26 protein-coding genes and 1 riboswitch are annotated in these 24,627 nt (G+C 27.8%); of the genes, 4 read left to right on the forward strand and 22 right to left on the reverse strand.

Features of this window, described 5'->3' with window-relative positions; genetic code table 11:
- Positions 1–12: 12 nt before the first annotated feature.
- The 17 genes from ACFYH6_RS10725 to ACFYH6_RS10805 form a co-directional block, all read right to left on the reverse strand.
- Positions 13–1,236, reverse strand: a complete 1,224-nt coding sequence (locus tag ACFYH6_RS10725) for an NAD(P)/FAD-dependent oxidoreductase (protein ID WP_416178605.1) — start codon at positions 1,234–1,236, stop codon at positions 13–15.
- The gene (locus ACFYH6_RS10730) at positions 1,236–1,649 is read right to left on the reverse strand and encodes a 4Fe-4S dicluster domain-containing protein (RefSeq protein ID WP_294188129.1); all 414 of its coding nucleotides are present in this window, start codon (positions 1,647–1,649) and stop codon (positions 1,236–1,238) included. The genes ACFYH6_RS10725 and ACFYH6_RS10730 overlap by 1 nt, the downstream gene beginning before the upstream one ends.
- The gene (locus ACFYH6_RS10735; RefSeq protein ID WP_416178606.1) at positions 1,636–3,741 is read right to left on the reverse strand and encodes a molybdopterin oxidoreductase family protein; all 2,106 of its coding nucleotides are present in this window, start codon (positions 3,739–3,741) and stop codon (positions 1,636–1,638) included. Before ACFYH6_RS10735 ends, ACFYH6_RS10730 begins: the two co-directional genes overlap by 14 nt.
- Positions 3,742–3,933: 192 nt before the next feature.
- On the reverse strand, positions 3,934–4,389 hold the full coding sequence (locus tag ACFYH6_RS10740; protein ID WP_294188122.1) for an MOSC domain-containing protein: 456 nt from the start codon (positions 4,387–4,389) through the stop codon (positions 3,934–3,936).
- Positions 4,390–4,394: 5 nt separating this feature from the next.
- Positions 4,395–5,366: a GTP 3',8-cyclase MoaA gene (gene moaA, locus ACFYH6_RS10745; RefSeq protein ID WP_416178607.1), complete on the reverse strand. Its 972-nt coding sequence runs from the start codon at positions 5,364–5,366 to the stop codon at positions 4,395–4,397.
- Between the two features lie 14 nt (positions 5,367–5,380).
- Positions 5,381–5,863, reverse strand: a complete 483-nt coding sequence (gene moaC, locus ACFYH6_RS10750; protein WP_316342992.1) for a cyclic pyranopterin monophosphate synthase MoaC — start codon at positions 5,861–5,863, stop codon at positions 5,381–5,383.
- Between the two features lie 9 nt (positions 5,864–5,872).
- Positions 5,873–6,889 (reverse strand): molybdopterin-binding protein, encoded by a 1,017-nt coding sequence (locus ACFYH6_RS10755; RefSeq protein WP_316342993.1) that lies wholly within the window; start codon positions 6,887–6,889, stop codon positions 5,873–5,875.
- A gap of 23 nt (positions 6,890–6,912) precedes the next feature.
- Positions 6,913–7,404 (reverse strand): MogA/MoaB family molybdenum cofactor biosynthesis protein, encoded by a 492-nt coding sequence (locus ACFYH6_RS10760; protein ID WP_416178608.1) that lies wholly within the window; start codon positions 7,402–7,404, stop codon positions 6,913–6,915.
- On the reverse strand, positions 7,404–7,967 hold the full coding sequence (locus ACFYH6_RS10765; protein WP_416178609.1) for a molybdenum cofactor guanylyltransferase: 564 nt from the start codon (positions 7,965–7,967) through the stop codon (positions 7,404–7,406). Before ACFYH6_RS10765 ends, ACFYH6_RS10760 begins: the two co-directional genes overlap by 1 nt.
- An 8-nt stretch (positions 7,968–7,975) precedes the next feature.
- A complete protein-coding gene (locus tag ACFYH6_RS10770; RefSeq protein WP_416178610.1) occupies positions 7,976–9,178 on the reverse strand; it encodes a molybdopterin molybdotransferase MoeA in 1,203 nt (400 codons plus the stop codon).
- Between the two features lie 135 nt (positions 9,179–9,313).
- A riboswitch (molybdenum cofactor riboswitch) is annotated at positions 9,314–9,449 on the reverse strand.
- 6 nt (positions 9,450–9,455) lie between these two features.
- On the reverse strand, positions 9,456–9,953 hold the full coding sequence (gene mobB / locus ACFYH6_RS10775; RefSeq protein WP_316342997.1) for a molybdopterin-guanine dinucleotide biosynthesis protein B: 498 nt from the start codon (positions 9,951–9,953) through the stop codon (positions 9,456–9,458).
- 338 nt (positions 9,954–10,291) lie between these two features.
- A complete protein-coding gene (locus tag ACFYH6_RS10780) occupies positions 10,292–11,518 on the reverse strand; it encodes an NAD(P)/FAD-dependent oxidoreductase (protein ID WP_316342998.1) in 1,227 nt (408 codons plus the stop codon).
- Positions 11,518–11,925 carry a 4Fe-4S dicluster domain-containing protein gene (locus ACFYH6_RS10785; RefSeq protein ID WP_416178611.1) on the reverse strand — a complete coding sequence of 136 codons (408 nt, stop codon included), beginning with the start codon at positions 11,923–11,925 and terminating at the stop codon, positions 11,518–11,520. Before ACFYH6_RS10785 ends, ACFYH6_RS10780 begins: the two co-directional genes overlap by 1 nt.
- Positions 11,926–11,936: 11 nt before the next feature.
- Entirely contained in the window at positions 11,937–14,021 is a 2,085-nt protein-coding gene (locus tag ACFYH6_RS10790; protein WP_416178612.1) for a molybdopterin oxidoreductase family protein, read from the reverse strand.
- A gap of 195 nt (positions 14,022–14,216) precedes the next feature.
- Positions 14,217–14,816: an ATP-binding cassette domain-containing protein gene (locus ACFYH6_RS10795; RefSeq protein WP_316343001.1), complete on the reverse strand. Its 600-nt coding sequence runs from the start codon at positions 14,814–14,816 to the stop codon at positions 14,217–14,219.
- Complete coding sequence (locus tag ACFYH6_RS10800) at positions 14,809–15,576, reverse strand: ABC transporter permease (protein ID WP_316343002.1); 768 nt, start codon at positions 15,574–15,576, stop codon at positions 14,809–14,811. The genes ACFYH6_RS10795 and ACFYH6_RS10800 overlap by 8 nt, the downstream gene beginning before the upstream one ends.
- The gene (locus ACFYH6_RS10805) at positions 15,551–16,531 is read right to left on the reverse strand and encodes an ABC transporter substrate-binding protein (protein WP_416178613.1); all 981 of its coding nucleotides are present in this window, start codon (positions 16,529–16,531) and stop codon (positions 15,551–15,553) included. The genes ACFYH6_RS10800 and ACFYH6_RS10805 overlap by 26 nt, the downstream gene beginning before the upstream one ends.
- Positions 16,532–16,698: 167 nt before the next feature.
- Here ACFYH6_RS10805 and ACFYH6_RS10810 point away from each other — a divergent pair, with 167 nt between their 5' ends.
- Complete coding sequence (locus ACFYH6_RS10810; RefSeq protein WP_416178614.1) at positions 16,699–17,688, forward strand: DUF4003 family protein; 990 nt, start codon at positions 16,699–16,701, stop codon at positions 17,686–17,688.
- A gap of 17 nt (positions 17,689–17,705) precedes the next feature.
- Here the strand turns inward: ACFYH6_RS10810 and ACFYH6_RS10815 are convergent, their stop codons facing one another.
- The 5 genes from ACFYH6_RS10815 to ACFYH6_RS10835 all read right to left on the reverse strand — a co-directional run bounded on the left by ACFYH6_RS10815 (position 17,706) and on the right by ACFYH6_RS10835 (position 22,698).
- Complete coding sequence (locus ACFYH6_RS10815) at positions 17,706–18,647, reverse strand: ribonuclease Z (protein ID WP_416178615.1); 942 nt, start codon at positions 18,645–18,647, stop codon at positions 17,706–17,708.
- A 251-nt stretch (positions 18,648–18,898) separates the two neighbouring features.
- Positions 18,899–19,609, reverse strand: a complete 711-nt coding sequence (deoD, locus tag ACFYH6_RS10820) for a purine-nucleoside phosphorylase (RefSeq protein WP_416178616.1) — start codon at positions 19,607–19,609, stop codon at positions 18,899–18,901.
- Positions 19,610–19,703: 94 nt separating this feature from the next.
- The gene (locus ACFYH6_RS10825) at positions 19,704–21,017 is read right to left on the reverse strand and encodes a bifunctional folylpolyglutamate synthase/dihydrofolate synthase (protein ID WP_416178617.1); all 1,314 of its coding nucleotides are present in this window, start codon (positions 21,015–21,017) and stop codon (positions 19,704–19,706) included.
- Positions 21,018–21,019: 2 nt separating this feature from the next.
- Positions 21,020–21,808: an ATP-grasp domain-containing protein gene (locus ACFYH6_RS10830; protein ID WP_416178618.1), complete on the reverse strand. Its 789-nt coding sequence runs from the start codon at positions 21,806–21,808 to the stop codon at positions 21,020–21,022.
- The gene (locus tag ACFYH6_RS10835; protein ID WP_416178619.1) at positions 21,805–22,698 is read right to left on the reverse strand and encodes an ATP-grasp domain-containing protein; all 894 of its coding nucleotides are present in this window, start codon (positions 22,696–22,698) and stop codon (positions 21,805–21,807) included. The genes ACFYH6_RS10830 and ACFYH6_RS10835 overlap by 4 nt, the downstream gene beginning before the upstream one ends.
- 112 nt (positions 22,699–22,810) lie before the next feature.
- Between ACFYH6_RS10835 and ACFYH6_RS10840 the strand changes: the two genes are divergently transcribed.
- From ACFYH6_RS10840 to ACFYH6_RS10850, 3 genes are all read left to right on the forward strand, one after another.
- Positions 22,811–23,242, forward strand: coding sequence for a hypothetical protein (locus ACFYH6_RS10840; protein WP_416178620.1), 432 nt, complete (start codon positions 22,811–22,813; stop codon positions 23,240–23,242).
- 170 nt (positions 23,243–23,412) lie between these two features.
- Entirely contained in the window at positions 23,413–23,739 is a 327-nt protein-coding gene (locus tag ACFYH6_RS10845; protein WP_316345662.1) for a transposase, read from the forward strand.
- Between the two features lie 11 nt (positions 23,740–23,750).
- The gene (locus ACFYH6_RS10850) at positions 23,751–24,608 is read left to right on the forward strand and encodes an IS3 family transposase (protein WP_416246479.1); all 858 of its coding nucleotides are present in this window, start codon (positions 23,751–23,753) and stop codon (positions 24,606–24,608) included.
- Positions 24,609–24,627: the final 19 nt, after the last annotated feature.

The raw sequence follows: 24,627 nt of genomic DNA on the forward strand, positions 1-24,627 counted from the left end.
TTCACCTACTTTTTAATAAACAAACTGCAAGTCTTGTGTTTCATTAAAGAAATCAGAATAATCTATATCAAATAAAGGCTTTTTAACTCTATCAACATTTATTTTTTGTTTTATTAATTGAGTCAACACACCAACATAAGATAAATCCCCTTGAACTATAGCTCCATAAATAGCTCCATCTTTATATATTATTTTCTTATAATCCTTACCATCTATATCTATTATTTCTTCATAAGTATCGTCTGGCTTAGTAACTAAACCTAGAGACATAGTTGCTAAGCCACAAAAATTCATAGTATTCTTAGTGGCAAAAAAATCTTCCATAAAAGTTTCTTTTCCTACCATATTATTCGCCGCAATCATTCCTTCTTTAACAGCTATTGGCCATATTGGACTTCTACCAGTTATATCTCCTGCTCCATATATATCTCTAACATTTGTTTCTCCTTTTTCATTAATTATTAATCCAAACTTATCACATTCAATTCCAGTGTCTTTTAAAAAGCCAACATTTGCTCTTACTCCCGCACAGGCAATAATTAACTCACAAGGAACCTCCTCTCCAGTATTTAGCATTATTGAAACTGGATTATTATCATCATCAACAATTACTTTTTCTGCTTTTACTGCAAATTTTAATTTAACCCCTTCTTTCATTAATCTTTCTTCATACTTACTGGCAGCATACTTATCTAATTGTAATGGAAGTAATCTGTCTCCCATTTCTATTAATGTTAAATTAACGTCATATCCTAACAATCCTGCTAATGCATCTACCCCTACAAGCCCTGCTCCTAATATAGCTATATTTCTTACCTTTGTTACTATTTCTTTAATCCTAATGGCATCATCTAAGTTTCTTAAACCAATAACATTATTGGCAGTCCTTAGGTTTTCTATTGGTGGTAAAAATGATGAAGCACCTGTAGATAATAACAATTTATCATAATCTATATTACTTCCATTATCTAAAATTATTTTTTTATCTTTAATTTTTATTCCAACTACTTCCACTCCCTTAATCCATTCTATATCATACATATCGAAAAAATTATCTGGTGTGAAATCTAATGCTTCTATTTCTCTTCTACCATCTAAGAAATGGTGAAGTATACACCTAGAATAAACTTGTTCATCTTTAGAAACCAATACTATTTTACATTCTTTGTTAAACTGCCTAAGAGTTCTAGCTGCATTTATTCCTGCTGCTGATGCCCCTATAATTACATATTTCATTATTCTTCTACCTCCTGTAGGGTTAATGCATCCATAGGACAATTAGCCACACATTGTGGATAATTACTTTCTAGAGAGATACACATATCACACTTCATAACTTCTCTATTAGTTTGATAATCCATCTTTAATACCCCATATGGACATCCCATAATACACATATAGCAAGTAGCACATCTACTCTTATCATAAATTACATATCCAGTTTCATCATCTCTTCTCATGGCCCCAGTTGGGCAAGCATAGACACATTCTGGTCTAGTACAATGTCTACAATAAATTGGAGCATATCTTCCTTCACTATTAATTACTATTCTACCTCTTGTATCTCTACAACCATGAGAAACCTTACAAGCTGTAGTACAAGTTAAGCAGCCAATACATTTCTTTCTATCAATTTTAATTCTCTTCATAGTTATCACCTTTTATCTTTTCTATCTTTACTGGTACATATTTATAATTAGGTTCCTTCGAATAAGTATCAAAAACTGAAGTTAATACAGAATTGGTTTCTATATAGTGCATTGGCGCATAAACATCGCCCCTTTTCACACTTCTACTTAATTTAACTAAAAAAGTGTTAGTTATACCATTTGGTGAACTTACTTTAACTTTATCATTTTCTTTAATACCTAACTCTTCTGCTAAATCAGTATTAAAATTTATATATCCTTCTTTTACTATTATTGCTTCTACATCTGGTATTTCTCTTGTTCTAGTTTGTGTATGCCATTGACCAACAGTTGCTCTACCTGTATTTAAAATATAAGGATATTCTTCTGATCTATCAAATGGTGGATTTAGAATATCTTCATAAATAAATTTAGCTTTTTTATTTGGTGTGAAAAATTTTCCATCTTCAAATAATCGTCTTTCTAGCTGAACATTTTCTTCGCCTTCTTTATATGGCCATTGTATTCCCTTAGAACCATCTAAAGCATCATAATCCACTCCAGTTATATCACAAGGCATACCTTTACTACATTTCTTTAAAATTTCGAATGCATCCTTAGGAGTTCTCCATTTATCTAATAAACTTCCCATACCTAAGGCATCTCCTATTCCAAGCATAATATCATAGTCTGTTAATTCATTTTCTTTTTTTTCTAATACTGGTAGTACTTTAGACAATCTTCTTTCAGTATTAATAATAAGGCCTTCCTTTTTCAATCCGCTAGTTGATGGAAGTATTAAATCAGCATATCTACAAGTTTGAGTATCAGAATATATATCTTGAACTGCTAAAAATTCTAATTTTTCTGCTGCTTTTTTAAACTCTAAATCATTAATCCAAGAAACTAAAGGATTTGTTGCTATAACCCATAGTGCTTTAATTTCACCATTATTTATTCCATCAACTATTTCGTTATATGGTTTTGTTGCTTTCTTAGGTAAACTATCTTCATCTACTTCTAATACTTCAGCTATTACTTTTCTTCTCTTTTCATCACTATATTCTCCACCACCATAAAAACCTGTGGTATTACTAAAAAGTCTTGAACCCATAGCATTACATTGACCTGTTATAGAATTTGCTCCAGTTCCTGGCTTTCCTATGTTTCCTGTCATAAGTGCCAAATTAATAATTGACTGTGCAGTTCTTACAGCTTGAAAGCCTTGATTTACTCCCATAGTCCACCAAAAAGAAACTCTCTTCCCCTTATTAATTATTTCTGCAAGTTCTAGAACTCTTCCCTTTGATATTCCTGTATATTCTTCAACATCATTAATATCATATTTTTTAACATGATTTTTAAAGCCTTCAAAATCCTCCGTATTACTTCTTATAAAATCTGTATCTATCCATCCTTTTTCTATTAATACATTGGCTAATGTATAGAATAGTCTAATATCTGATTTAGCTTTAATATCTATCCACATATCAGCTCTTGATGCAGTTTCACTCTTTCTAGGGTCTATTACTATAACCTTTTTGTTTTCATTTTTATTTTTTATAACCTTACCCCATAAAATAGGATGAGCTACTACTGGATTACATCCAACAAATATCATTACATCTGAATGTTCTAAATCCTCTAAAGTATACGGTGGAGCATCAAATCCAAAACTTTGCTTATAAGCTACAACTGAAGTAGCCATGCAAAGGCGAGTATTCCCATCTCCATTTCCACCTAAAAATGTTCTTCCAATATGCCCTGCCAATGCCATTTCTTCACTTAAAAGTTGTCCAGTGCTTAAAAACGCAAAGCTTTCTTTCCCATGTTTTTCTTGAATCCTTTTTACATTTTCAGCGAAAATTTTAAAAGCCTCTTCCCAAGATATATGTTCAAATTCATCATTTTCTTTTCTTAATAGTGGTAAAACCGGATTCTCATATATTGTATTTTGTTTATCTAAATTCAACCCTTTCACACAACAAAAGCCTCTATTAATTGGATAATCTTCAGATGGTTTAACTCTTTCAATAAATCCTTTATCGTCTACATGAAAATCAAAATTACAAGCTATTGAGCAATAATTACAAGTGGATCTTACAACCTTCATAATATTTCTCCTTTATTTCATATTCTTTTCATATTTAGTATTACAAGGATTTACTTAAGTTATTCACAGAGTAATAATTTATAATTTCTTCAAATAATAAAAAAGAAGATATATATTATATTTCTTTTGAATTTATAAAATCCAAGTTTCAAATATAATAAATATCTTCTTTAATAATAAAAATAATATTTTTTATAGAGTAAATGTTCTCTTCTCATTTTCTATAAGCTTACATTTATCTCCTACTCTAACCTTTCCACCTTTTAAAACTCTTGTAAATATACCATTTTTAGGCATTATACATTCCCCAACTTGATAATAAATTGCACACTTATCATGACATTCCTTACCTATTTGAGTTACTTCTAATAATACTTCCCCAACTTCTAATTTTTGTCCTATTGGTAATTTGTTTAATTCAAAGCCTTCAACTACTAAATTTTCTCCAAAGGCTCCAAAATCAACATCTCCACCTTTTTTTCTAAATTCATCTATTTTTTCAAAAGCTAATAAACTAACTTGTCTATGCCATTTTCCAGCATGAGCATCCCCTTCTATTCCAAAGTCTTCAATGAAGTTTGCTTCCTTAACTTCTTCTTTTAATGTCCCCTTATGCTTACTTGTACATATAGCTAATACCTTGCACATATTAATTATCCTCCAATTTGATTCATAAACTTTAATTCTTTATTTTCACTTTTTCTCATAAATAAGTGTTTTTCTGGTTTATTATAAATATTATCTTTTATTACATTTAATATTTCTTCGTCACTTGCACCATTTCTAAGTAATTTTTTCAAATCAATACCATAATTGTAGTGAAGGCATTGTTTTAAAAATCCTTCTGATGTAAGCCTTATTCTATTACATTCCTCACAAAAACAATTACTAATAGCACTTATAAAGCCAACTTTACCTTTAGCATTCTTTAATTTAATATAAGTCGCTGGTCCACCATTTTTGTTTTTATTTACTTCTTCTATATAACTATAATTTTCATTAATTAACTTTATGATTTCTTCGTTGCTTACCCCTTTAAACTTACTACCAACTCCTATTGGCATAAGTTCTATAAATCTAACATCTACATTTTTATCTAAAGTTAAATTTACAAAATCTAATATTTCATCTTCATTCATGCCCTTTATCATAACTGAATTAATCTTAACTTTAATTCCATGTTCCAAACATTTATCTATAGCTCCTAAGACTTTCTTTAAATCGCCAAGGCGTGTTAGCTTATTAAACATTCCAACTTTCAACGAGTCTAAACTAATATTTACACCCTTTAAACCTGCTGTTTTTAACATATGTATTTTATCCTCTAATAGTATTCCATTTGTTGTAAGATATATCTCTTCAATACCCTCAATTTCATTGATTTCTTCAATTAATTCAACAATATCTTTTCTTACTAAAGGTTCTCCACCAGTTAATCTTATTTTCTTTATTCCAAGTTTTGAACAAGCCTTAACTATCTTACATATTTCATCCTTTGAAAGCTTTTCTTCATCATTAAAAAAATCATTTTCTTTTTCTTCCATGCAGTAAATGCATCTTAAGTTACATCTATCAGTTAATGAAATTCTTAAATAATCTATTTCTCTTCCATACTTATCTTTCATTATTAATTAAAGAGCTATTCATAAAAATTAAATTCTCCGCTCTTTCCTCCTGTTTTTTTAAGTAAATGAGTCCCCTCAATTACCATCCTCTTATCAACAGCTTTACACATATCATATATAGTTAATGCTGCTATAGTTGCTGCTGTTAAAGCTTCCATTTCTACTCCAGTTTTATCAACTATTTTTACTGTAGCCTTTATATCAATGCAAACTTCCTTATCATTTATTTCAAAATCTACATTACAGCTTGAAATCATTAAAGGATGACACATAGGAATTAAATTTGATGTCTGTTTACTTGCCATAATTCCAGCAATTCTAGCAACTCCTAGTACATCCCCCTTACCTATCTTCCCTTCTTTTATAAGGGATAATGTTTCTTCACTTACTCTTATTCTTGAAACTGCAATAGCAACTCTTTCAGTTTTATTTTTTTCAGAAACATCTACCATTCTAGCATTTCCACTATTATCAAAGTGAGTTAATTTGTTATCCATAAAAACCTCCTACTTTCCAAAAGAACAATGTGGAAATGTACAAACATTACAATCTAAACATAATCCACCATGACCATAAGAAGCTATATCTTCTAAAGTCAATCTTTCATCTGCTAAAACTCTTGGAAGTACTAAATCTAATACTGTTCTTTTAGAATACATAGCACAACTTGGAACCCCTAATATAGGTATATTATTATAATATGCTAACAAGAACATAGCTCCTGGTAATACTGGTGATCCATAGGTTACTAATTCACCACCACATTCCTTAATTGCAGTTGGTGTAACATCATCAGGATCTACTGACATTCCTCCAGTACAAATTATCATATCTACCTTTTCATCTAATCCCTTTTGTATCTCTTCAATTATTCTTTCCTTAGAATCTGGTAAAATAACTTGTCTTGTAACTTCACTACCATAATATCCAAGCTTAGACTTTATTACAGGTAAAAAGGCATCTTTTATTATACCTTTATAAACTTCATTTCCTGTAGTTATAAGCAAACACTTTTTAGGCTTTATTTCTTCTACATAAATTATATTTCTTTCTACTAACTCTTCTGCTTTAATTATTTTTTCTTCTTCTATTATTAAAGGAATAACTCTAGTAGCCCCTATCTTTTCACCTTTTCTAATTGGAGTGTTGTTATGTAATGTTGATACTATAATTTCTCCTAAACTATTTAACTTAAATAATTCATCTTTATTAATTTTTAATACTCCATCTCTTTCTGCAAAAAAATCTACTTTTCCTTCTTTAATTTCAGGGGATTTACTTACTCCCTCACCAAGAACAAGATTTGCTAGTCTTATGGCAGCATCATTTTCATGCAATTCGCCTTCTTTAGGCTCCCATACATATATATGCTCTTTTCCTATAGATAAAAGTTTTTCTATATCTTCTTCTTTAATAATATGACCTTTTTTAAATAGCCTACCTTTAAATTCCCCAGGTATTATTTGTGTTACATCATGGGATAAAATACATCCAACTGAGTCATATACACTAATCATCTTCATATGAAACATCTCCTATATTATGATTATTTTCTTGCACATTCCTTTTCTGTACCTAATAAAATTCCTAAACCATGTATTAGTTCATCTAATATAAAATCTAAAGCTTCCTCACAAGCCTTTGGACTTCCTGGTAAATTCACTATTAAAGTATTTCCTCTTATGCCAGATACTGCTCTTGATAACATTGCTCTTTTAGTTATTTCTAAACTAAACATTCTTATAGCTTCAGAAATTCCTGGAGTTTCTCTTTCAATTACTTCTTTAGTAGCTTCTGGAGTAATATCTCGTTTGGAAAACCCTGTTCCTCCAGTACTTAAAACTAAGTTTAAATTTAATTCATCACTCATATAAATAAACTCTTTTTTAAGGATTTCCTTTTCATCTGGTAAAACAATTTGTCTTTCGACTTTAAGCCCTTTTTCATCCATTATCCTTTTTATAACTGCTCCACTCTTATCTTCTCTTTCACCTGCATATCCTTTATCACTACTAGTAATAATTCCAACAGTATACATTAAATCTCCTCCAGTAATTTATATTCTTTTTCTGTATTTATATTTGAAAAATCCTTTAGGGATAAATTATTTTCTAATACTTTATATTTTGTAGATAGTATAAACTTTTGAAGCTTGTTTTCACCATTAAATAATGACTTTTCAATTTTAGGAATTAAACTTTTAGAATATATAGCACACATAGGTTGAAGTCTATCATTAATTCTAGGAACTAAAACCTCATAATCTCCTTCTATATTTCCAATTAAATCTAAAGTTTTTTTAGATATTAATGGCATATCACAAGCTATACATAAAACTTTATTATTTTTAGCATTTTTAAGTGCTGAATGAATTCCTGATAAAGGTCCATTTCCCTTATATATGTCAGGATAAACTTTTAAATTTAAACTTTTATAATCTTCTATGTTATTGGCTATTATTATTATTTCATCAAATTCTTTTCCTGAATTTATTATATTTTCTATAAAAGTTTTTTCTTTATATATTAATAATGCCTTATTTTTATAATTCATTCTGCTACTTTTTCCACCAGCTAATATTGCTAAAGTCTTATTAATCATTTTTCCTCCTAAAGTTTTATAATATCTACTAAATCTCCTGTTTTCATTTCTTCATTATTAGGATTAATTTCAATAATGCAATTTGAATTTAGTGCTGATCTTAATATTCCATTGCCTGATTTTTTTTGTGTAATATAAACCTTTTGCTTACAATTATCTATTTCAAAATATCCTCTTAAAAATTTATGTTTAAAATCTTTTTTTATAATTCCATCTGCTAATATAGCTTTATCTCTAATAATTCTAACATCTTTCTCTCCTGATAGCTTATTAAGAGAAGTTTTTACTAATAGTTCAAAGGTAGTTAATGCAGCCGTTGGATTTCCAGATAAACTAATGATAATACAATTATTAATTTTGCTACATAAAACTGCTGAACCCGGTTTAATAGTTATTTTCCAAAATAATATTTCGCCATCTATGCTTTTAATTGCATCTTTTAATAAATCTTTTTCTCCAACAGATACACCACCAGTAGTAATAATTATATCTGTTTCTTTAGAGGCTTCCTTTATTATTTTTCCTATTTCTGTATAATTATCTTTTATATGCTTAACCTTATTTACTTCATATCCAAGTTCTATAAGTCTTGAAATAATTGAAAATTTATTACTATTATAAATTTTGCCATATTTAAGTTCTTCATTTAAATCACTAACTTCATCCCCAGTACTAAAAAAAGCAATTCTAGGCTTTTTATATACCTTAATTTTATTAATACCAGAGCTAGCTATAATTCCAATATCTGAATAATCTAGTTTTTTATTAGCCTCAACAAGTAAATCTCCTTTACAGATATCTTCACCTATAGGGCAAATGTTTTGATTTTCTGAAACTTCTTTTCTTATAACTATATTATTATCTTCTATAATTACATCTTCTTGTTTTATCACTACATTTGCACCTTCAGGTATTGGTGCTCCAGTCATTATTTTTATTGCTGTATTTTTAGTAACTGTTTTTTTACTAAATCCTCCAGCATAAACTTTATCTATTACTTCAATCTTATTATTTATAAAGGCATCTTCAGCAATAAGTGCATATCCATCCATTGCTGATTTATTAAATGGAGGATTATTTATTTTAGAGTATACACTTTCTGCTAAAACCTTATTTAATCCATTTAATAGAGGTACTTCCTCAATATCTAAACTTTCTATATTATCATTTAAAATCTCTAAAGCTTCTTCTAAAGAAATAAAGGATCTCACAGTATTCCTCCTAAAAATAAAATAACTTATTATTCATATCTTTGTGAATAATAAGTCTAAATTTAAATATATTTAATAACTATAAATAGTCTTAAATTAGATTTAGTTTTTAATAAGCTAAATCTTATATTGATATTTAAATCAACTTATTTTCCTTCCCATAAATGTGGAGATACTATTTTTTCAAATATGTACCCTGTGAATTTAAATTCAGGTATAAGTTCCATAGAAATTCCTTAGGAAACTAATACTCTAGAAAACTTGATTGATTATATTATTAAATTTTATAATCTTTTTCTTGTAATATTAAATCTACAATTTTTTTGAAGTCATCTTTTTTTACTACTAAAATATCTTCAAAATTTAAGTCTTCATCACTAGCAATTGCAATTAGGTTTTCTTTTGGTGAAATAATTCCATCACTAAAACCCTTTCTATATACTTCTATTTTCCTCAAAGTACTCTTCTTATAGCCTTCCACTAAAATTACATCTTTATCCTTTGCCAAATTAATAATTTTTTCTAAAGGGATTTCTTCCTTAACTTCCTTTATTAATGCAAATCTCTTAGGAGAAGATATAATTACAGTTTCAGATCCTGCTTCTCTATGTTTATATGTATCTTTACCTTCTTTATCAATATCAAAACCATGAACATCGTGTTTAATAGTTCCAACAGTAAGATGCCTTTTTTTAAGTTCTCTAATAATACCTTCCATAACAAAGGTTTTTCCTACATTAGATTTATCTCCGACTATATTTATAACTTTAGGCATAGTACTTCATCCTTCAACTTTACTTTTAATATTTAATAACTATTCTATGTAATCTTTTTCTATACTTATAATTATAATCCTTTTAATCATTTTAACCAATAAAAATATTATTAAGTTACTTTCAATTAGTCAATTTTTTTTGAATCTTATTTATTGAACTTTCCCTAAAAAAAACTACCTAAGCAATCTCTATATTAATGTTTTATTCTTTAGCTTATTCTTTCTTTATATTTATTAATTATTAAAGTACTACATAGCTTATTTAACTATATAATTTTCTAAAGAATAAAAAATAAATTTATATGGAAATTAGCATACTAACTTCCATATAAATAATTTTATTTATAACTAAACTCAAAATTCTTTTCTAAGTTAAAGAAATCAGCATAGTCTATTTCAAAAATATCTTTAGTAACCTTTGATATATCTATTTTTTCTTTAATTAATTGAGTCAAAATACCTGCGTATGATAAATCTCCTTGAATTATAGCTCCGTATATTTTGCCCTCTTTATGGATTATCTTCTTATAATTATCTTTCTCTATGCTTATCTCAACTTTATAAGTATCATCCTTAGGTTCTACATCTCCTAATGACATAGTAGCAATTCCTACAAAGTTCATTGTATTTTTGCTTCCAAAGAAGTCTGTCATTATCATTTCTTTATCTAACATGTTATGAGCAGCTATTATTCCTTCTTTTACTGCAGTTGGCCATATTGGATTTCTACCAGTAACGTCACCAGCACCATATATATCTTCAATATTAGTTTTTCCTTTTTCATCTATTATTAACCCAAATCTATCGCATTCAACATTACTATCAGCTAAGAATCCAATATTAGATCTTACACCAGTTGCAACTATTACTAATTCGCATGGTATTTCTTCCCCTGTGTTTATTAATAATGCCTTAGGATTATTTTCTTCATCAAGTATTAACTTTTCTGCTTTAACTCCTAATTTTAAATTAACACCCTTTTCTACAAATTTGCTTTCATATACTGAAGAAGTATATTTATCTAATTGAATAGGAAGTACTTTATCTCCCATTTCTACTAAAGAAATATTAACCCCAGTATCTATAAGTCCACTTATAGCATCTATTCCAACAAGTCCAGCTCCTAATACAACAACATTCTTCACCTTAGCAGCTTCTTCTTTTATTAAAATTGCATCCTCTAAATTTCTAAGACCTACTACATTTTTACCTTCTCTTAAACCTTCTACTGGAGGAATGAAAGCAGATGCACCACTACAAATCATTAATTTATCATAATTAATAGTTTCGCCATTTGAAAGCTTTAATACCTTTTCTTCATCTTTTAAAGCTACAACTTCTATACCTTTAATCCAGTTTATATTGTATTCTTCAAAAAAGTTTGTAGATGTAAAGTCCAACTTTTCAATACTTCTATGATTTGATATATAATGATGTAAAATACATCTTGAATATACTTCAGTATCCTTTGAAATTAATATAATTTCAGCATCTTTATCTAATTCTCTTAATGTTTTTGCACCGCTAATTCCAGCTGCAGATGCTCCTATAACTACATATCTCATTAATTAGATACCTCCTCTAATGTAATAGCTGCCATTGGACATCTTTCTACACATTGTGGTGATCCATCATTTTCACAACCATCACATTTCATAATTTCCTTTTGAGTTCTACTATCAGCCTTTAAAACTCCATAAGGACATGCCATTATACACATATAGCAGCTTGCACAACGTTCCTTATCATAAGTAACTTTTCCTGTATTTTTATCCTTACTCATAGCCCCTGTCATACAAGTATATACACATTCTGGTCTATCACAATGTCTACAGAATATCGGAGCATACTTTCCATTACTGTCTATAGTAATTCTACTTCTTGTATCTTCTGAATTGTGAGATACTATGCATGCTGTTGTACATGTTAAACATCCAACACATTTAGATCTATCTATTTTAATTCTCTTCATATTTAAATCTCCTATTTCTTAGAAATATTTACTGCTACAGTTTTAAATGATGGTTCCTTTGAGTAAGGATCATAAACTGAAGGAGTAAGTGAATTTGTTTCTATATAGTGAATAGGTGCATATAATTGATCTTTCTTTACATTTTCTGAATATACAACGTTAAATTCACTAGTCTTTCCGTTTTGAGAAGTAATATTTACTCTTTCATTTTCTTCTATATCTAATTCTTTAGCTAATTCTGGATTCATTAATACATAAGATTCCTTGCTATAAATCTTATTGTGTTCTATTTCTCTTGATCTAACTTGAGTATGCCATTGACCTACTGTTCCTCTTCCACTATTAAATATATAAGGGAACTCTTCTGAAGTCTTTGTTGGATTTTCCGCTATATCTTCAAAGAATATCTTAGCTTTCTTAGATGGTGTATAGTAATTTCCATCTTCATATAATCTTCTTTCATCCGCTTCCAATACTTGTCCTTCTCTAAATGGCCATTGAACTCCTCTAGAGCCACTCATATTTTCTCCTTCTAACATTTCATAAGTAACACCAGTAATGTCACAAGGCATTCCCTTAGAACACTTCTTTAATAATTCAAAAGTATCTCTTGGAGTCTTCCAGTTATCTAATAAGCTTCCCATTCCTAATTCTTCACCAATTTTGAAGAATATTTCAAAGTCAGAAAGTTCTCCTTCTTCCTTAGCTATAACAGAATTAACCTTTGATAATCTACGCTCAGTATTTATAAGTACTCCCTCTTTTTTAATTGCTGGTACAGAAGGTAAGTATAAATCACAAAGCTTAGCTGTATCTGTGTCTTCATATATATCTTGAACTACCAAGAAATCTAAGTTTTTAACAGCATCTAAAAATTGCTTATTATTAGTAAATGAATGTCTTGGATTTGTACAAATTACCCATAATCCTTTAATTTCTCCTGCAATAGCTTTTTCTATTATAACGTTATATGGCAATGTAGGCTTAGTTATAAGAACATCTTCTTCTACACCTAAAGCTTCGGCAACTGCTTTTCTTCTTACTGGATTATCGAAATCTCCACCACCATAAAGTCCTGCAGTATTACTAAATGCTCTTGAACCCATTGCATTACATTGGCCTGTTAATGAGTTAGCTCCTGTTCCTGGTCTTCCTATATTTCCAGTAATTAAAGCTAAGTTTATTATAGATTGAGCTGTTCTAACTGCTTGGTATCCTTGGTTAACTCCCATTGTCCACCAGAAAGATACTCTTTTTCCATTATGTATTATTTCTGCAAGTTCTAAAACTCTTTCTTTAGATATTCCTGTTACTTCTTCTACATTATCTAAAGTAAATTTAGAAACATGCTTCTTAAACTCTTCAAATCCTTCAGTATGTTCTTCAATATATTTCTTATCAATCCAATTATTTTCGATTATTACATTAGCTAATGTGTACATTAAAACTAAGTCAGCCTTTGGTTTAATGTCTATCCATAAATCTGAATTTAATGCTGTTTCTGATCTTCTTGGATCTATTGTAATTATTTTTGCTTCTTTATTTCCTCTTATTCTTCCCCAGAATACTGGATGCGCAATTACAGGATTAGCTCCAATTAAAATTATTGTATCTGAAAGTTCAGCGTCATTTAAAGTATATGGAGGAGCATCAAATCCAAAACTTTGCTTATGAGCTACAACGGATGTAGCCATACATAATCTTGTGTTTCCATCCCCATGCATCCCCATATAGTTTCTACCAACATGACCTAATAAAGCCATTTCTTCAGTAGTCATTTGGCCTGTACTAATATATGCAACACTTTCTTTTCCATATTTATTTTGGATATTTGTCATTTTTTCTACAAATACCTTAATTCCTTCTTCCCAAGATACTTCTTTCATTTCTCCATTTTCATCTCTTAATAATGGAGACTTTCTTGCCTTTATTTTAGTTTGTTGCTTATCTAAGTTTAAACCTTTTATACAACAAAATCCTTTATTAACAGGATAGTCCTTAGTAGGCGAAACTCTCTTTATTTCTCCACCTTCAACATGAAAGTCTACATTACATGCTAAAGCACATAAGTTACAAGTTGATTGAATCTTTCTCATATTATATACATCTCAACTTCTAATAATAGAAATTTATTTAAGCCATTCTATTTTATCATTAATAATCTCTATAAACTGTGATAATAATCACGTTATAGTTACTTTTTGTTATAAAATTCACAATAAAATGTAGATATTACATTCTATTTCTTTAAAAATTTAATAACAAAAAAGAGGCTGTTCAACAGCCTCGAATTAAAAATATACTATTTCTTTAGTAACTGGATTGTCTTTAAGCAATATGTAATCTCTTGTAAACTCTTTAACCTCATTAATGTCATGACTTACTACTATTACTGTTTTATTGTTTTCAATAAAATAACTTTTTAAGAATTCTATTATTTGTTTCTTATTTTCTATATCTAGCCCCTTAAATGGCTCATCCATTATAAAAATATCTCCATTATATATAATTGATCTTGCTATACTAACCCTTTGTTTCATTCCACCACTTAATTCATAAGGAAATAATTCTTCTGCTCCTGATAAGTTCATGTTTTTTAAAACATCCTTAATAATACTTCCTCTTTTTTCCTTGCAGTAATCATTTTTTATGACCAATTCTAAGTTTTTATATACACTTTTCCAAGGTAGCAATCTGCTTTCTTGATAAGTTGTACTCACTTTTTTATTTTTAGATAATAGTTCATTCTTTAAATATTTTATTAAAGTAGTCTTACCTACTCCTGATTCTCCCATTATGAAATTAATACTATTTTCCTTAAAACTAATAGAAAAATCTTTATATAGTACTTTATTATTAAAGGATATATTTATATTATCAAAATTAATCAATTAAATATCTACCACCTTTTAAAAGTCTATGACCTAAAAAATTAATTATCTTATCTGATATAAAACATAATATTGCCACAATAATTATCCAAGCAAATATTCCCGCAGTATTAAAATTTATTTTTGCTCCTTGTATTGCTGTTCCTATTCCAAAGGTCGGTTGTCCAAAAACCTCTCCAGCTATTACTACTTTTAAAACTAAAGAAAATGTTGATGTTGCAATTTGAGAAATACTTATTAAAATTGATTGAAGATATAAATTATATAGTTTATCCATATAATTAATATTAAATGAATCAAGCATTTCACATAAATCTTCATTTGAATTTAGTATAGAATTCAAGGTACTTTCATATAAAATTGGAAAAGAAATAATTATTCCAATTAAATAGGTCGCATAATTTTTATTTAGCCAAATTAAAGCTATAAGAATAAAAGCTATTGTTGGTATTGATTTTAATACTGAATTAATAGGATAAAAGAAATTATAGAATATCTTATTAAAGCTAGATATAATACCTAGTATAACTGAAAATATAATAGCTATTAAAAAACTAAGTCCTCCTCTAATTAAAGAAGATATAATACATTTTAAAAAGTTATTTTCAGTTACTATATCAATTAATTCTATAAATACCTCAGTTAATTTAGGTAAGTATATAGAATTATTTATTATATTAGCTAATAAAATCCATATGACTATAATAATAATTAAAGATACTAAAATAAGTCTTTTATCCTTCATAGAAGAATTCTTCATCTGGTAATTTCTCTCCTATAGATTTTGAATTTTCTCTTTCTAAAACCTTATAATAATCCATATAATCAGATTTATTATCTTTTGCTTCTATAAAAATAATGCTACTATTAGGAATTGATTTTTCTATTATAGCTTCATCAACTTGTGATCCATTTTCAATAGAATAAGCTGCAGCATCCTTACTATTTTTATTTACCCAATTAATTGAGTTAGAAACTTCTTCTATTAAATTATTTATAAAATCTTTATCTTCATCTATTAAGCTTTCCTTTACAATTATACTTGCTTGAGGAAATCCACTTTCACTATTAAACTTTTCCTTCCATAAATCATTTAAACTAGCTATTACCTTGATATTAGGATTCTTACTTAATATAGTTGTCAATGCAGGTTCTGGTACAACTGCATATTTTGCTTTTCCACCAAGAATAGCTGGTGCTAGTTCAGTTGTTCCTCCAACATAGCTTAATGTTACATCATTTATTCCACTTTCTTTTAAAAGTGCTTTAAAAACTATATCTGGTGTTAAACCACTTCCAATATTATAAACTTCTTTACCACTTAATTCATTTAATGCTATATCTCCTTCTGTTGATACTAAGTATAAAGCACCAAGGCCTGTAGTTCCTACTAACTTATATCCTATCCCCTTATTATAGGCTTGGACTGCTAAATTTGATGGAACTATTGCTATATCTGGTTCCCCCTTCATAACTGCTGTAGCTAAGGTATCAGATGTATTTTCAATAGAATAAATAATATTATAATTATCATCTATTTGAATATTTTCTTTAATCATCTTAGATATAGCTGTTGCTGGAACTCCATTAGGTACAACAAAAGATATTTCTTTTTTCCATGTATTGATATCTTCTTTGTTGTTACACCCTACAAATCCGAATGTTACACTAAATATTACTAATAAAACGAATATAATTTTACTATTTTTCTTCATATTCTCTCCCCTCCTACCTATAAATTATATCATTTTTATTATATTTATAAAATAAATCACCGAAATCAAATTATAAGTTATTAAATACCATTTAATAGGTTATTCTTATTGACTTTTGTTAATATAATCTTTATACTATATATATAATATTTGAAAGGGTTGAGAATATGATAGAAAGCAAACTAGATTTATTAATTAGAAATAGTAATTCCTTAGACCATGTAAAATCTACTTTTGGAATGGGTACTTTCAAAAGATGTAATGCTCTTAATTTGACTATTAGAGGAGTTCATGCAGATGTAAATAAGATTAATAACTGTATAGATTTAATTAGAAGTAATTCTAGCTTTTTCTCAAATTTTAGAGGAAATAACTTACTTACTACTGCTGTTAATTTATCAATTCAAACAAATCCAGAAGAAAGCTTTGAAGAAATTATGAGTATATATAATAAACTTAAAAAACAATTTTTTACTAATGAATTTTTAGTTTTAGCTGCTCAAATAATTTATAGCTATAAAGGAACTAATGATATAGATTTCCTTGTAATAAATACAAGAAAAGCATATGATCTTATGAAGGAAAATCACTTATTTTTAACTGGTCAAGAAGATATAAGTTCTGCTGCATTAATTGCTGTAACCTCTAGCAATTTAAATGAAACCTTTAAAGATATGGAAAGATGTTATGATATTTTAAGGGAAAATGGTTTTTGGGCTGGAAATAATCTACAAGCTTTAACCCATATACTTTCCCTTTTTGAAGGATCTTCAGAAGAAAAATGCAATAAAGTAATTCTGTTAAATAAGATATTAAAAAAATATTCAACTCCTTTAACAAGTTATTCTTTACCTATTTTAGGAGTTTCCGCCTTAACTATTAGCGACTATGAAGGCTTTGCTAAAGAACTTACTTCATTAAATAAATATTTAAGAAAACAAAATGGATTTGGAAGCTTTTCTTTAAATTCTGTTGTTAGAAATATGATAGTAGCTTCATTACTTTCATTAGAATCTATTGAAAATATTGATTCTTTAATTAAGAACAAGGTTATAGATACTGCAAATAACATTACATTAAATGTAGTAATAATTATGCAAATAGCAGCAGCATCTGCTGCTAGTGCTGCTGCAGCCGCCTCTGCTTCAAGTAACTAAATATAAAGTCTTAAAGTTTAATCTATAAACTTTAAGACTTTTGTAATTCCGTCTTCACCAATTATTGTATTATTAAAAACTTCTTTAGCATTATTTATGTACTCTTTAGGTTCATTCATAGCAGGGCTAAAATGTGTAAGTAATAACTCATTAGAATTTGAATCTTTGGCTAAGGTTGCAGCTTCCCTAAAAGTCATATGCTTGTTCTTAATAGCTTTATTTATATCTTCATCACTTCCATAAGTGCCTTCACATATAAATAAATCACTATCTTGAATTAAACTTATTATCTTTTCATTAGGTCTAGTATCAGTAATATAGCTTAACTTTATACCTTTCCTTTCATCCCCTAGAACCATAGAACTATCATAAGTTATTCCTTCAAAATCAACCACTTCTTCTTTTTGCAATTTACTCCATAAAATTTTAGGAACCTTCATTTCTATAGCTTTATCTAAATTAAATTTTCTTCTTCTCTTAAAATAAATACTATAACCCAAACAAGGTGCTGAATGATCAAGTTCTTCTGTTTTTAGAATAACCTCAGCTTTATTTATATCACATAAATTTAAATTTGTTTTGCTTAAAGTAAATCCCAATTCCTTTATATTTTCTTCTATCCTTAATTCATAAGGTAAATATGGAAATAACACACTAACTCCATTTATAACATTATTTATTCCAGGAGGACCAATAATAGTTAATGGCTCTTCTCTACCGCTATTGCCAATAGTTGCAAGAAGTCCAGGTAATCCAACTATATGGTCTCCATGGGCATGAGTAATAAGTATTATATCTATAGATTTAAAACCTAACCTATTTTTTCTTATAGCAACTTGAGTTCCTTCCCCAACATCTATCAATATTTTTCTTCCACTAAAATTAAGCATAAGTGATGATAAATGTCTATTAGGCATAGGCATTCCTCCACCACATCCAAGTAAAGTTAAATCTATCAAAAAAACACCACCTTATGTGCTTCGCACAATGTAAAATGTAGAATGTAAAATGTAGAATTATTGAAAAAACTCCTTTTGGAGTTTTTAAGAATTAAAGAATGAAGATTCCCTTTTGCATTCGCAAAATCGAAATGAAAAAATGAAGCAATTAATTATAGAAGAAACTCCTTTCGGAGTTTCTAAAAATATATTTTAAACTCCTAAGGAGTTTATTCCTTAATTTTTTCATTCTTTCATTATTTCATTTTTCATTATTTTGCTAGTTCTAAAGCAATTTCCATCATTTCTGTAAAGCTTTCTTGTCTTTCTTCTGGTGTTGTTTCTATTCCTTTAAATATATGATCTGAAATTGTTAATATTGATAATGCTTCTACATTATATTTTGCTGCTAGTGTATATAATTCTGCTGTTTCCATTTCTACAGCTAAGCAACCATATTCTGCCCATAAATTTAAACCGCCAACGTTTGTATCATCATAAAATAAGTCTGAAGATAAAACATTACCAACTTTTATGTTGGCTCCTTTTTCTTTTCCTTTATTATATGCTTCTAATAAAAGGTCAAAGTTTGCTGTTGGAGCATAATCCATTCCTAGGAATCTTCTGTTATTTATTGCTGAGTTAGTAGATGCACTTTGTGCTATTACTATATCTCTTACGTTTACATTATCATTTATTGAACCAGCTGACCCAATTCTAATAAGTCTTTTAGCACCATAAAATCTAATTAATTCATTTACATAAATTGAGTGAGATGGTAATCCCATTCCTGTTCCTTGTACTGATATTCTTTTTCCTTTGTATGTACCAGTATAACCATACATTCCTCTAACTGTATTATAACAAACAGGATTTTCTAAGTAAGTTTCAGCAATAAATTTTGCTCTTAGTGGATCTCCTGGTAATAGTACTGTTTCTGCTATTGCTCCTTCACTAGCCATTATGTGTAAATGCTTTGCCATATTAAAAGCCTCCTTAAGTTATATTTATATTTTGTTATTCAAATATTATTATATACTCATATTCTCTTTTTAAAAAGAGTTATCTTAATCCTTGTTAATAATTATTATTTATTATTTCATTAATTATTTCCCTCATTTTCCCGATCATATATAAAGATCCAGAAGCTAGTACTAAATCCTCTTTCTTAGCTTTTTTTATTGCATAATTGGCTGCTTCTTCATAATCTTCAAAAGCTAAAGTATTCTTATTATATTTTAAAACTTCATTTTTTAAATTTTCTGCACTAGTAGCTCTAATTGAATTAGATGTAACTGTATAAATTTCTTTAGCCATAGGTGCAATTATTTCCAACATTTTTTCCACTTCTTTATCAGCTAAAATACCTAAAATTAAATATAAATCATTATATTTAAAGTACTTCTCTATATTATTTTTTAGATATATAATTCCATCTACATTATGAGCACCATCAACAACAATATATGGATTTTCCTTTAAGATTTCTAATCTTCCCTTCCATTTTACTGATTTAGTAGCTATCTTTAATTTATTTATATCTAAATTAATATAATTTAATGTATCTAATTCCTTTATTGCTTCAATAGCTAAAGATAAGTTAATAATTTGATGTTCTCCTAATAAAGATAAGTTTATAATTTCTTCTTTACCATTAATATTTACTAAAACTCTTTGATTTATAGTACCATTTTTATTAATTTCTAAGAGCTTATAATTATTAGGATTTACTATTATTAAATTTGAGCTTTCTTTAAGAGACTTTTCTGTAATAGCTTTTATTGCTTCATCCTTTTGATTACATGTAATTATAGGTACTCCTCTTTTTATTATTCCTGCTTTTTCTCTAGCTATTTCTTCTATTGTATTACCTAAAATATTCATATGATCTAAACCAATAGAAGTAATAACTGATAAAATTGGAGTTAATACATTTGTTGAATCAAGCCTTCCTCCTAACCCAACTTCTATAACTCCAAAGTCTACTTTTTGTCTATATAAATATAAAAACATTATGCAAGTTAAAACTTCAAACTCACTTGGATGATTAAAGCCTTCCTTAACTACTTGATTTACAAAGGGTTTTATTTCATTTATTAAGGTTATAAATTCCTCTTCTTTTATATTTTCTTCATTTATTCTTATAGTTTCTTCAATTTCATATAAATGTGGAGAATTAAAATAACCAATCTTATATCCATGTTCCATTAATATTTTTCCTAAAATTGCAGATGTTGAACCTTTTCCATTGGTACCAGCTATATGTATGAGCTTTAAGCTTTTATGTGGATTACCTAATAATTCTAATAATCTTTCTGTACGCTCAAGGCCATAATTTGAACCTAGTACTCGTAGTTCTTCTAAATATTTTAATGTATCTAAATCTTTCATTTTTATACCATCCCTTTGACTTCCTTTGAAATATGATTTAAAAACTTATCCATTGTATCATTTATTCCTAAATGACTAAGCATTCTGCTGCCAACAGCATCTTCAAATTCATTAAATAAAATATTTCCATTTTTTAAAAGTAAAAAATCTATCCCGCCAAAATCTATTCTTATATTTTCTAATATTTTATTTATAATTTCTTCTTCTTTGTTAGAATAATTATAAATTCGTACTTCTCCACCTTTTGTAAAGTTAGATATAATACTATCCTTTCTTGGAATTCTAATTACTGCATGTTCAATTCTATTGTTTACCACATAAAATCTTATATCCCCAATATAATCCTCTATGTATTCTTGATAAACATTTTTACTAAAATTTAAATTCTTATAATCTTCAACTATTCTAATGCCAGAGCCACCATGACCATTTTTAGGTTTTTCAATAACTTTTTTTTCTTTAAAGCTATTATCTAAACTTCTATAAACCTTTGGATATTTTACTCCTAGACTTTCCACATAATCATAAGCAATTAATTTATCATTGCCTAAAATACAAAATTTATAATTATTATAAACCTTAATTCCTTCTTCCTCTAACTTGTATGTAATATTAAAATTTCTAGATCTATTTATTGCAAATTTAAAGTTATATTTTAAAGAATCAATATTTTTATCTAAGAAAAGCTTTATATCAAGATTTCTTTTTCTTCCTTCTTCAATAAGCCAATTTATATAAGCTTTATTTTTCTCTACATCTTTTTCATTGTAAATTAAAATACCATTAATCATAAAATTTCCCCTAAAATATATTCTAATATTTTTTTACCAAAGCCTTTACCCCATATTTTTTCAAAGCTTAAAAAATTTAAATTTGAATTTACCTCACAAAGCAAAGGTTTATCATTTTCTCCAAACAATAAATCCACTCCTGAAAAATCAAGTCCAAGTGCCTTATGAGCCTTAAGTGCAATTTCCTCTTGTTCTTTATTTAACTCTACTAAGGTACCCTTACCCCCTTGAGAGATATTAGCTCTAAAATCTGTTTCTGATTCTCTAAGCATAGCTCCTACAACTTTATTTCCTATAATATTAACTCTTATATCTCTTCCAAAGCTGCTTTTTATATTTTCTTGAATTATAAAGTCTATTTTATTCTTATTTAATTCCTTAACTTTATTAATAAATTCTTCCCTATTATTTATTAAGTAAACCTGCATTCCAAAGGAACCCATAGATTCTTTAATTATTACACTTTCTCCTAAAGCTTCATAGCAGTTAATTAAATAATCCTCACTATTTAAAGAATAATCAAATATCATTGGAGATAAAATTGTTCTAGGAATATTGATATTATTGTTTGAAAGAATTAAATGCATAAGTCCTTTATGATCACAATTTTTAATAGCAGTGCTAGAATTAAAAACTCTATAACCCATTTTTTCTAAATGCCTTGCAAGTAATACATCTTTATCCCAAAAAATAATAAAACTTGGTTCCTCTACCCTTTTCATATGAATAAGTTTAGCCTCTCCCTTACTTGAGTACATAGGAATTAATTCTGTATTTTTAATTGCTTCTAAATTTATATTTAGCTCCTTAGCATCCTTAACTAAGGAATCTACAAGTTCTTTTATTTTTGGAACATTTAATGTTCCATTGTAAATTATCCATCCTGTCATATTCAACCTACTCTCTTATTATGTAGTATTAATTAACCTATTTTTATCACTTTTAAATTTCTTTGTCAACCTTTATACTATAATTATCATAAGTAAACAAAGGAGCTTAAAGATGAATGATTTAAATGAAATTCTAGACTTAGATTTAAATAAAATATCTATTTATGAAATAAACGAAGAAAAACTAGTTACATTAAAGAACTGCGATTATTATTTAAGAAATAATTTTTACTTTTGGTTAATAAATAAAATACATATTCTTGAAGCTAAAAATTCCTACAAAGAGTTAGCCTATGCTAATTACTTAATGTCCTATTATGTCTTTATAGTCTTAACACCTTTAGCTTATGAAGAATTAGCTTATTATCATATTGAAAAAGCTTTAAAATATGATGATAATATAGACTATAAGGAATGGATTCTAATTTTTTCTACCTTACCAAAACCATTTTTAAAGCCTTACGATGCAATAAAAATAGCTGAAGAAGTTCTTGATAAAAATCCAAATAGCAATTTAGCAAATACTATCTTACAAATATTTTAATATCAAGAATTATTCTATTAAAGTATACTAACTCCTTATTAGTTATTATAAACAAAAAACTAAACTCAAGTAAAAAACTCCCTAAATAGTATAATCCCCTTATGGTAGACAAATATAAAAAGACCTTTATAATTAGGTTAAATATTTGTTTACTATGGAGGGGATTTTTTATGAGTAAGGTTCAAAAAAAATATACAAAAGAAACTAAATTAAAAGCAGTTGATATGTATTTAAATAAACATATAGGAGCAAATACAATTGCAAAGGAATTAGGTTTAAGTGAAAAAAAGAGGGTTTATGATTGGGTAAAAAAATATCAAGCTGAAGGTGATAAAGCTTTCGATATTGAAAATAGAGGTAAAAAATCTAAAATTCAAGCTAATGGCTCACGGAAAGGGCGACCAAAAACTAAATTTTCATCAATAGAAGAAGAAGTTGAGTATTTAAGAATGGAGAATGAATTCCTAAAAAAATTGCAAGCTCTGATAAAAGAATAAAGCGAATTAATATCTACAAAATTATATTTTTATTATCAGAGCGATATTGTATTTCTCGCCTTTGCCTATTGGCAAAAGTAGCGCGTAGCTCCTATTATAAGTGGCTTAAACGTAAGGATATAGTTACAGAAAAGGATATCCAAGATAGAATAATTAAGAGCCATATACTAGATATACATAATAAATACAGAGGAACTTATGGAAGAAAGAGAATATGCATTTATCTTAATAATATATTAGGAATTGAAATCAATCATAAGCGTGTATATAGACTAATGAATGAAATGAATATAAAAGCTGTTATACGTAAAAAAGTATATAAGCATAAGTTTAAACCTGCATCAGTAGCGAAGAATATATTGAATAGAGACTTTGCAGCAATTAGACCGTTAACGAAGTTATGCATGGATATAACATATATTCCTCTAGATAAATCTAGTCGTCGATTTTTATATTTAAGTGCAGTAAAAGATTTATATAATAATCAAATTATTGCTTATAACATGAGTACTCGAAATGATGTAAAACTAGTTAATGATACATTAGAGCAGCTATATGATCTACAATTGAAAGAAGGATGTATATTGCATACAGATCAAGGATTTCAATATACAAGAAAAGCTTATTGCGATGATTTAAAAAGGCATTGTATTACTCAGTCCATGTCTCGTCGTGGAAACTGTTGGGATAATGCTCCTATTGAAATATTCTTCGGTCATTTAAAATCAGAATTAATATACTTAAGTAAAACACAAGGAGCGGAAAATATAATAAATGAAATCAATGAATATATTTGGTTTTATAACAATGAACGAATACAACTAAAATATGGCATGAGTCCTATTCAATATAAGTCTCATGCCGCATAAAGAGTCTTTTTCCTATTGT

It is taken from the genome of Clostridium sp. HCS.1, assembly GCF_047900555.1.
Taxonomy (GTDB): domain Bacteria; phylum Bacillota; class Clostridia; order Clostridiales; family Clostridiaceae; genus Clostridium.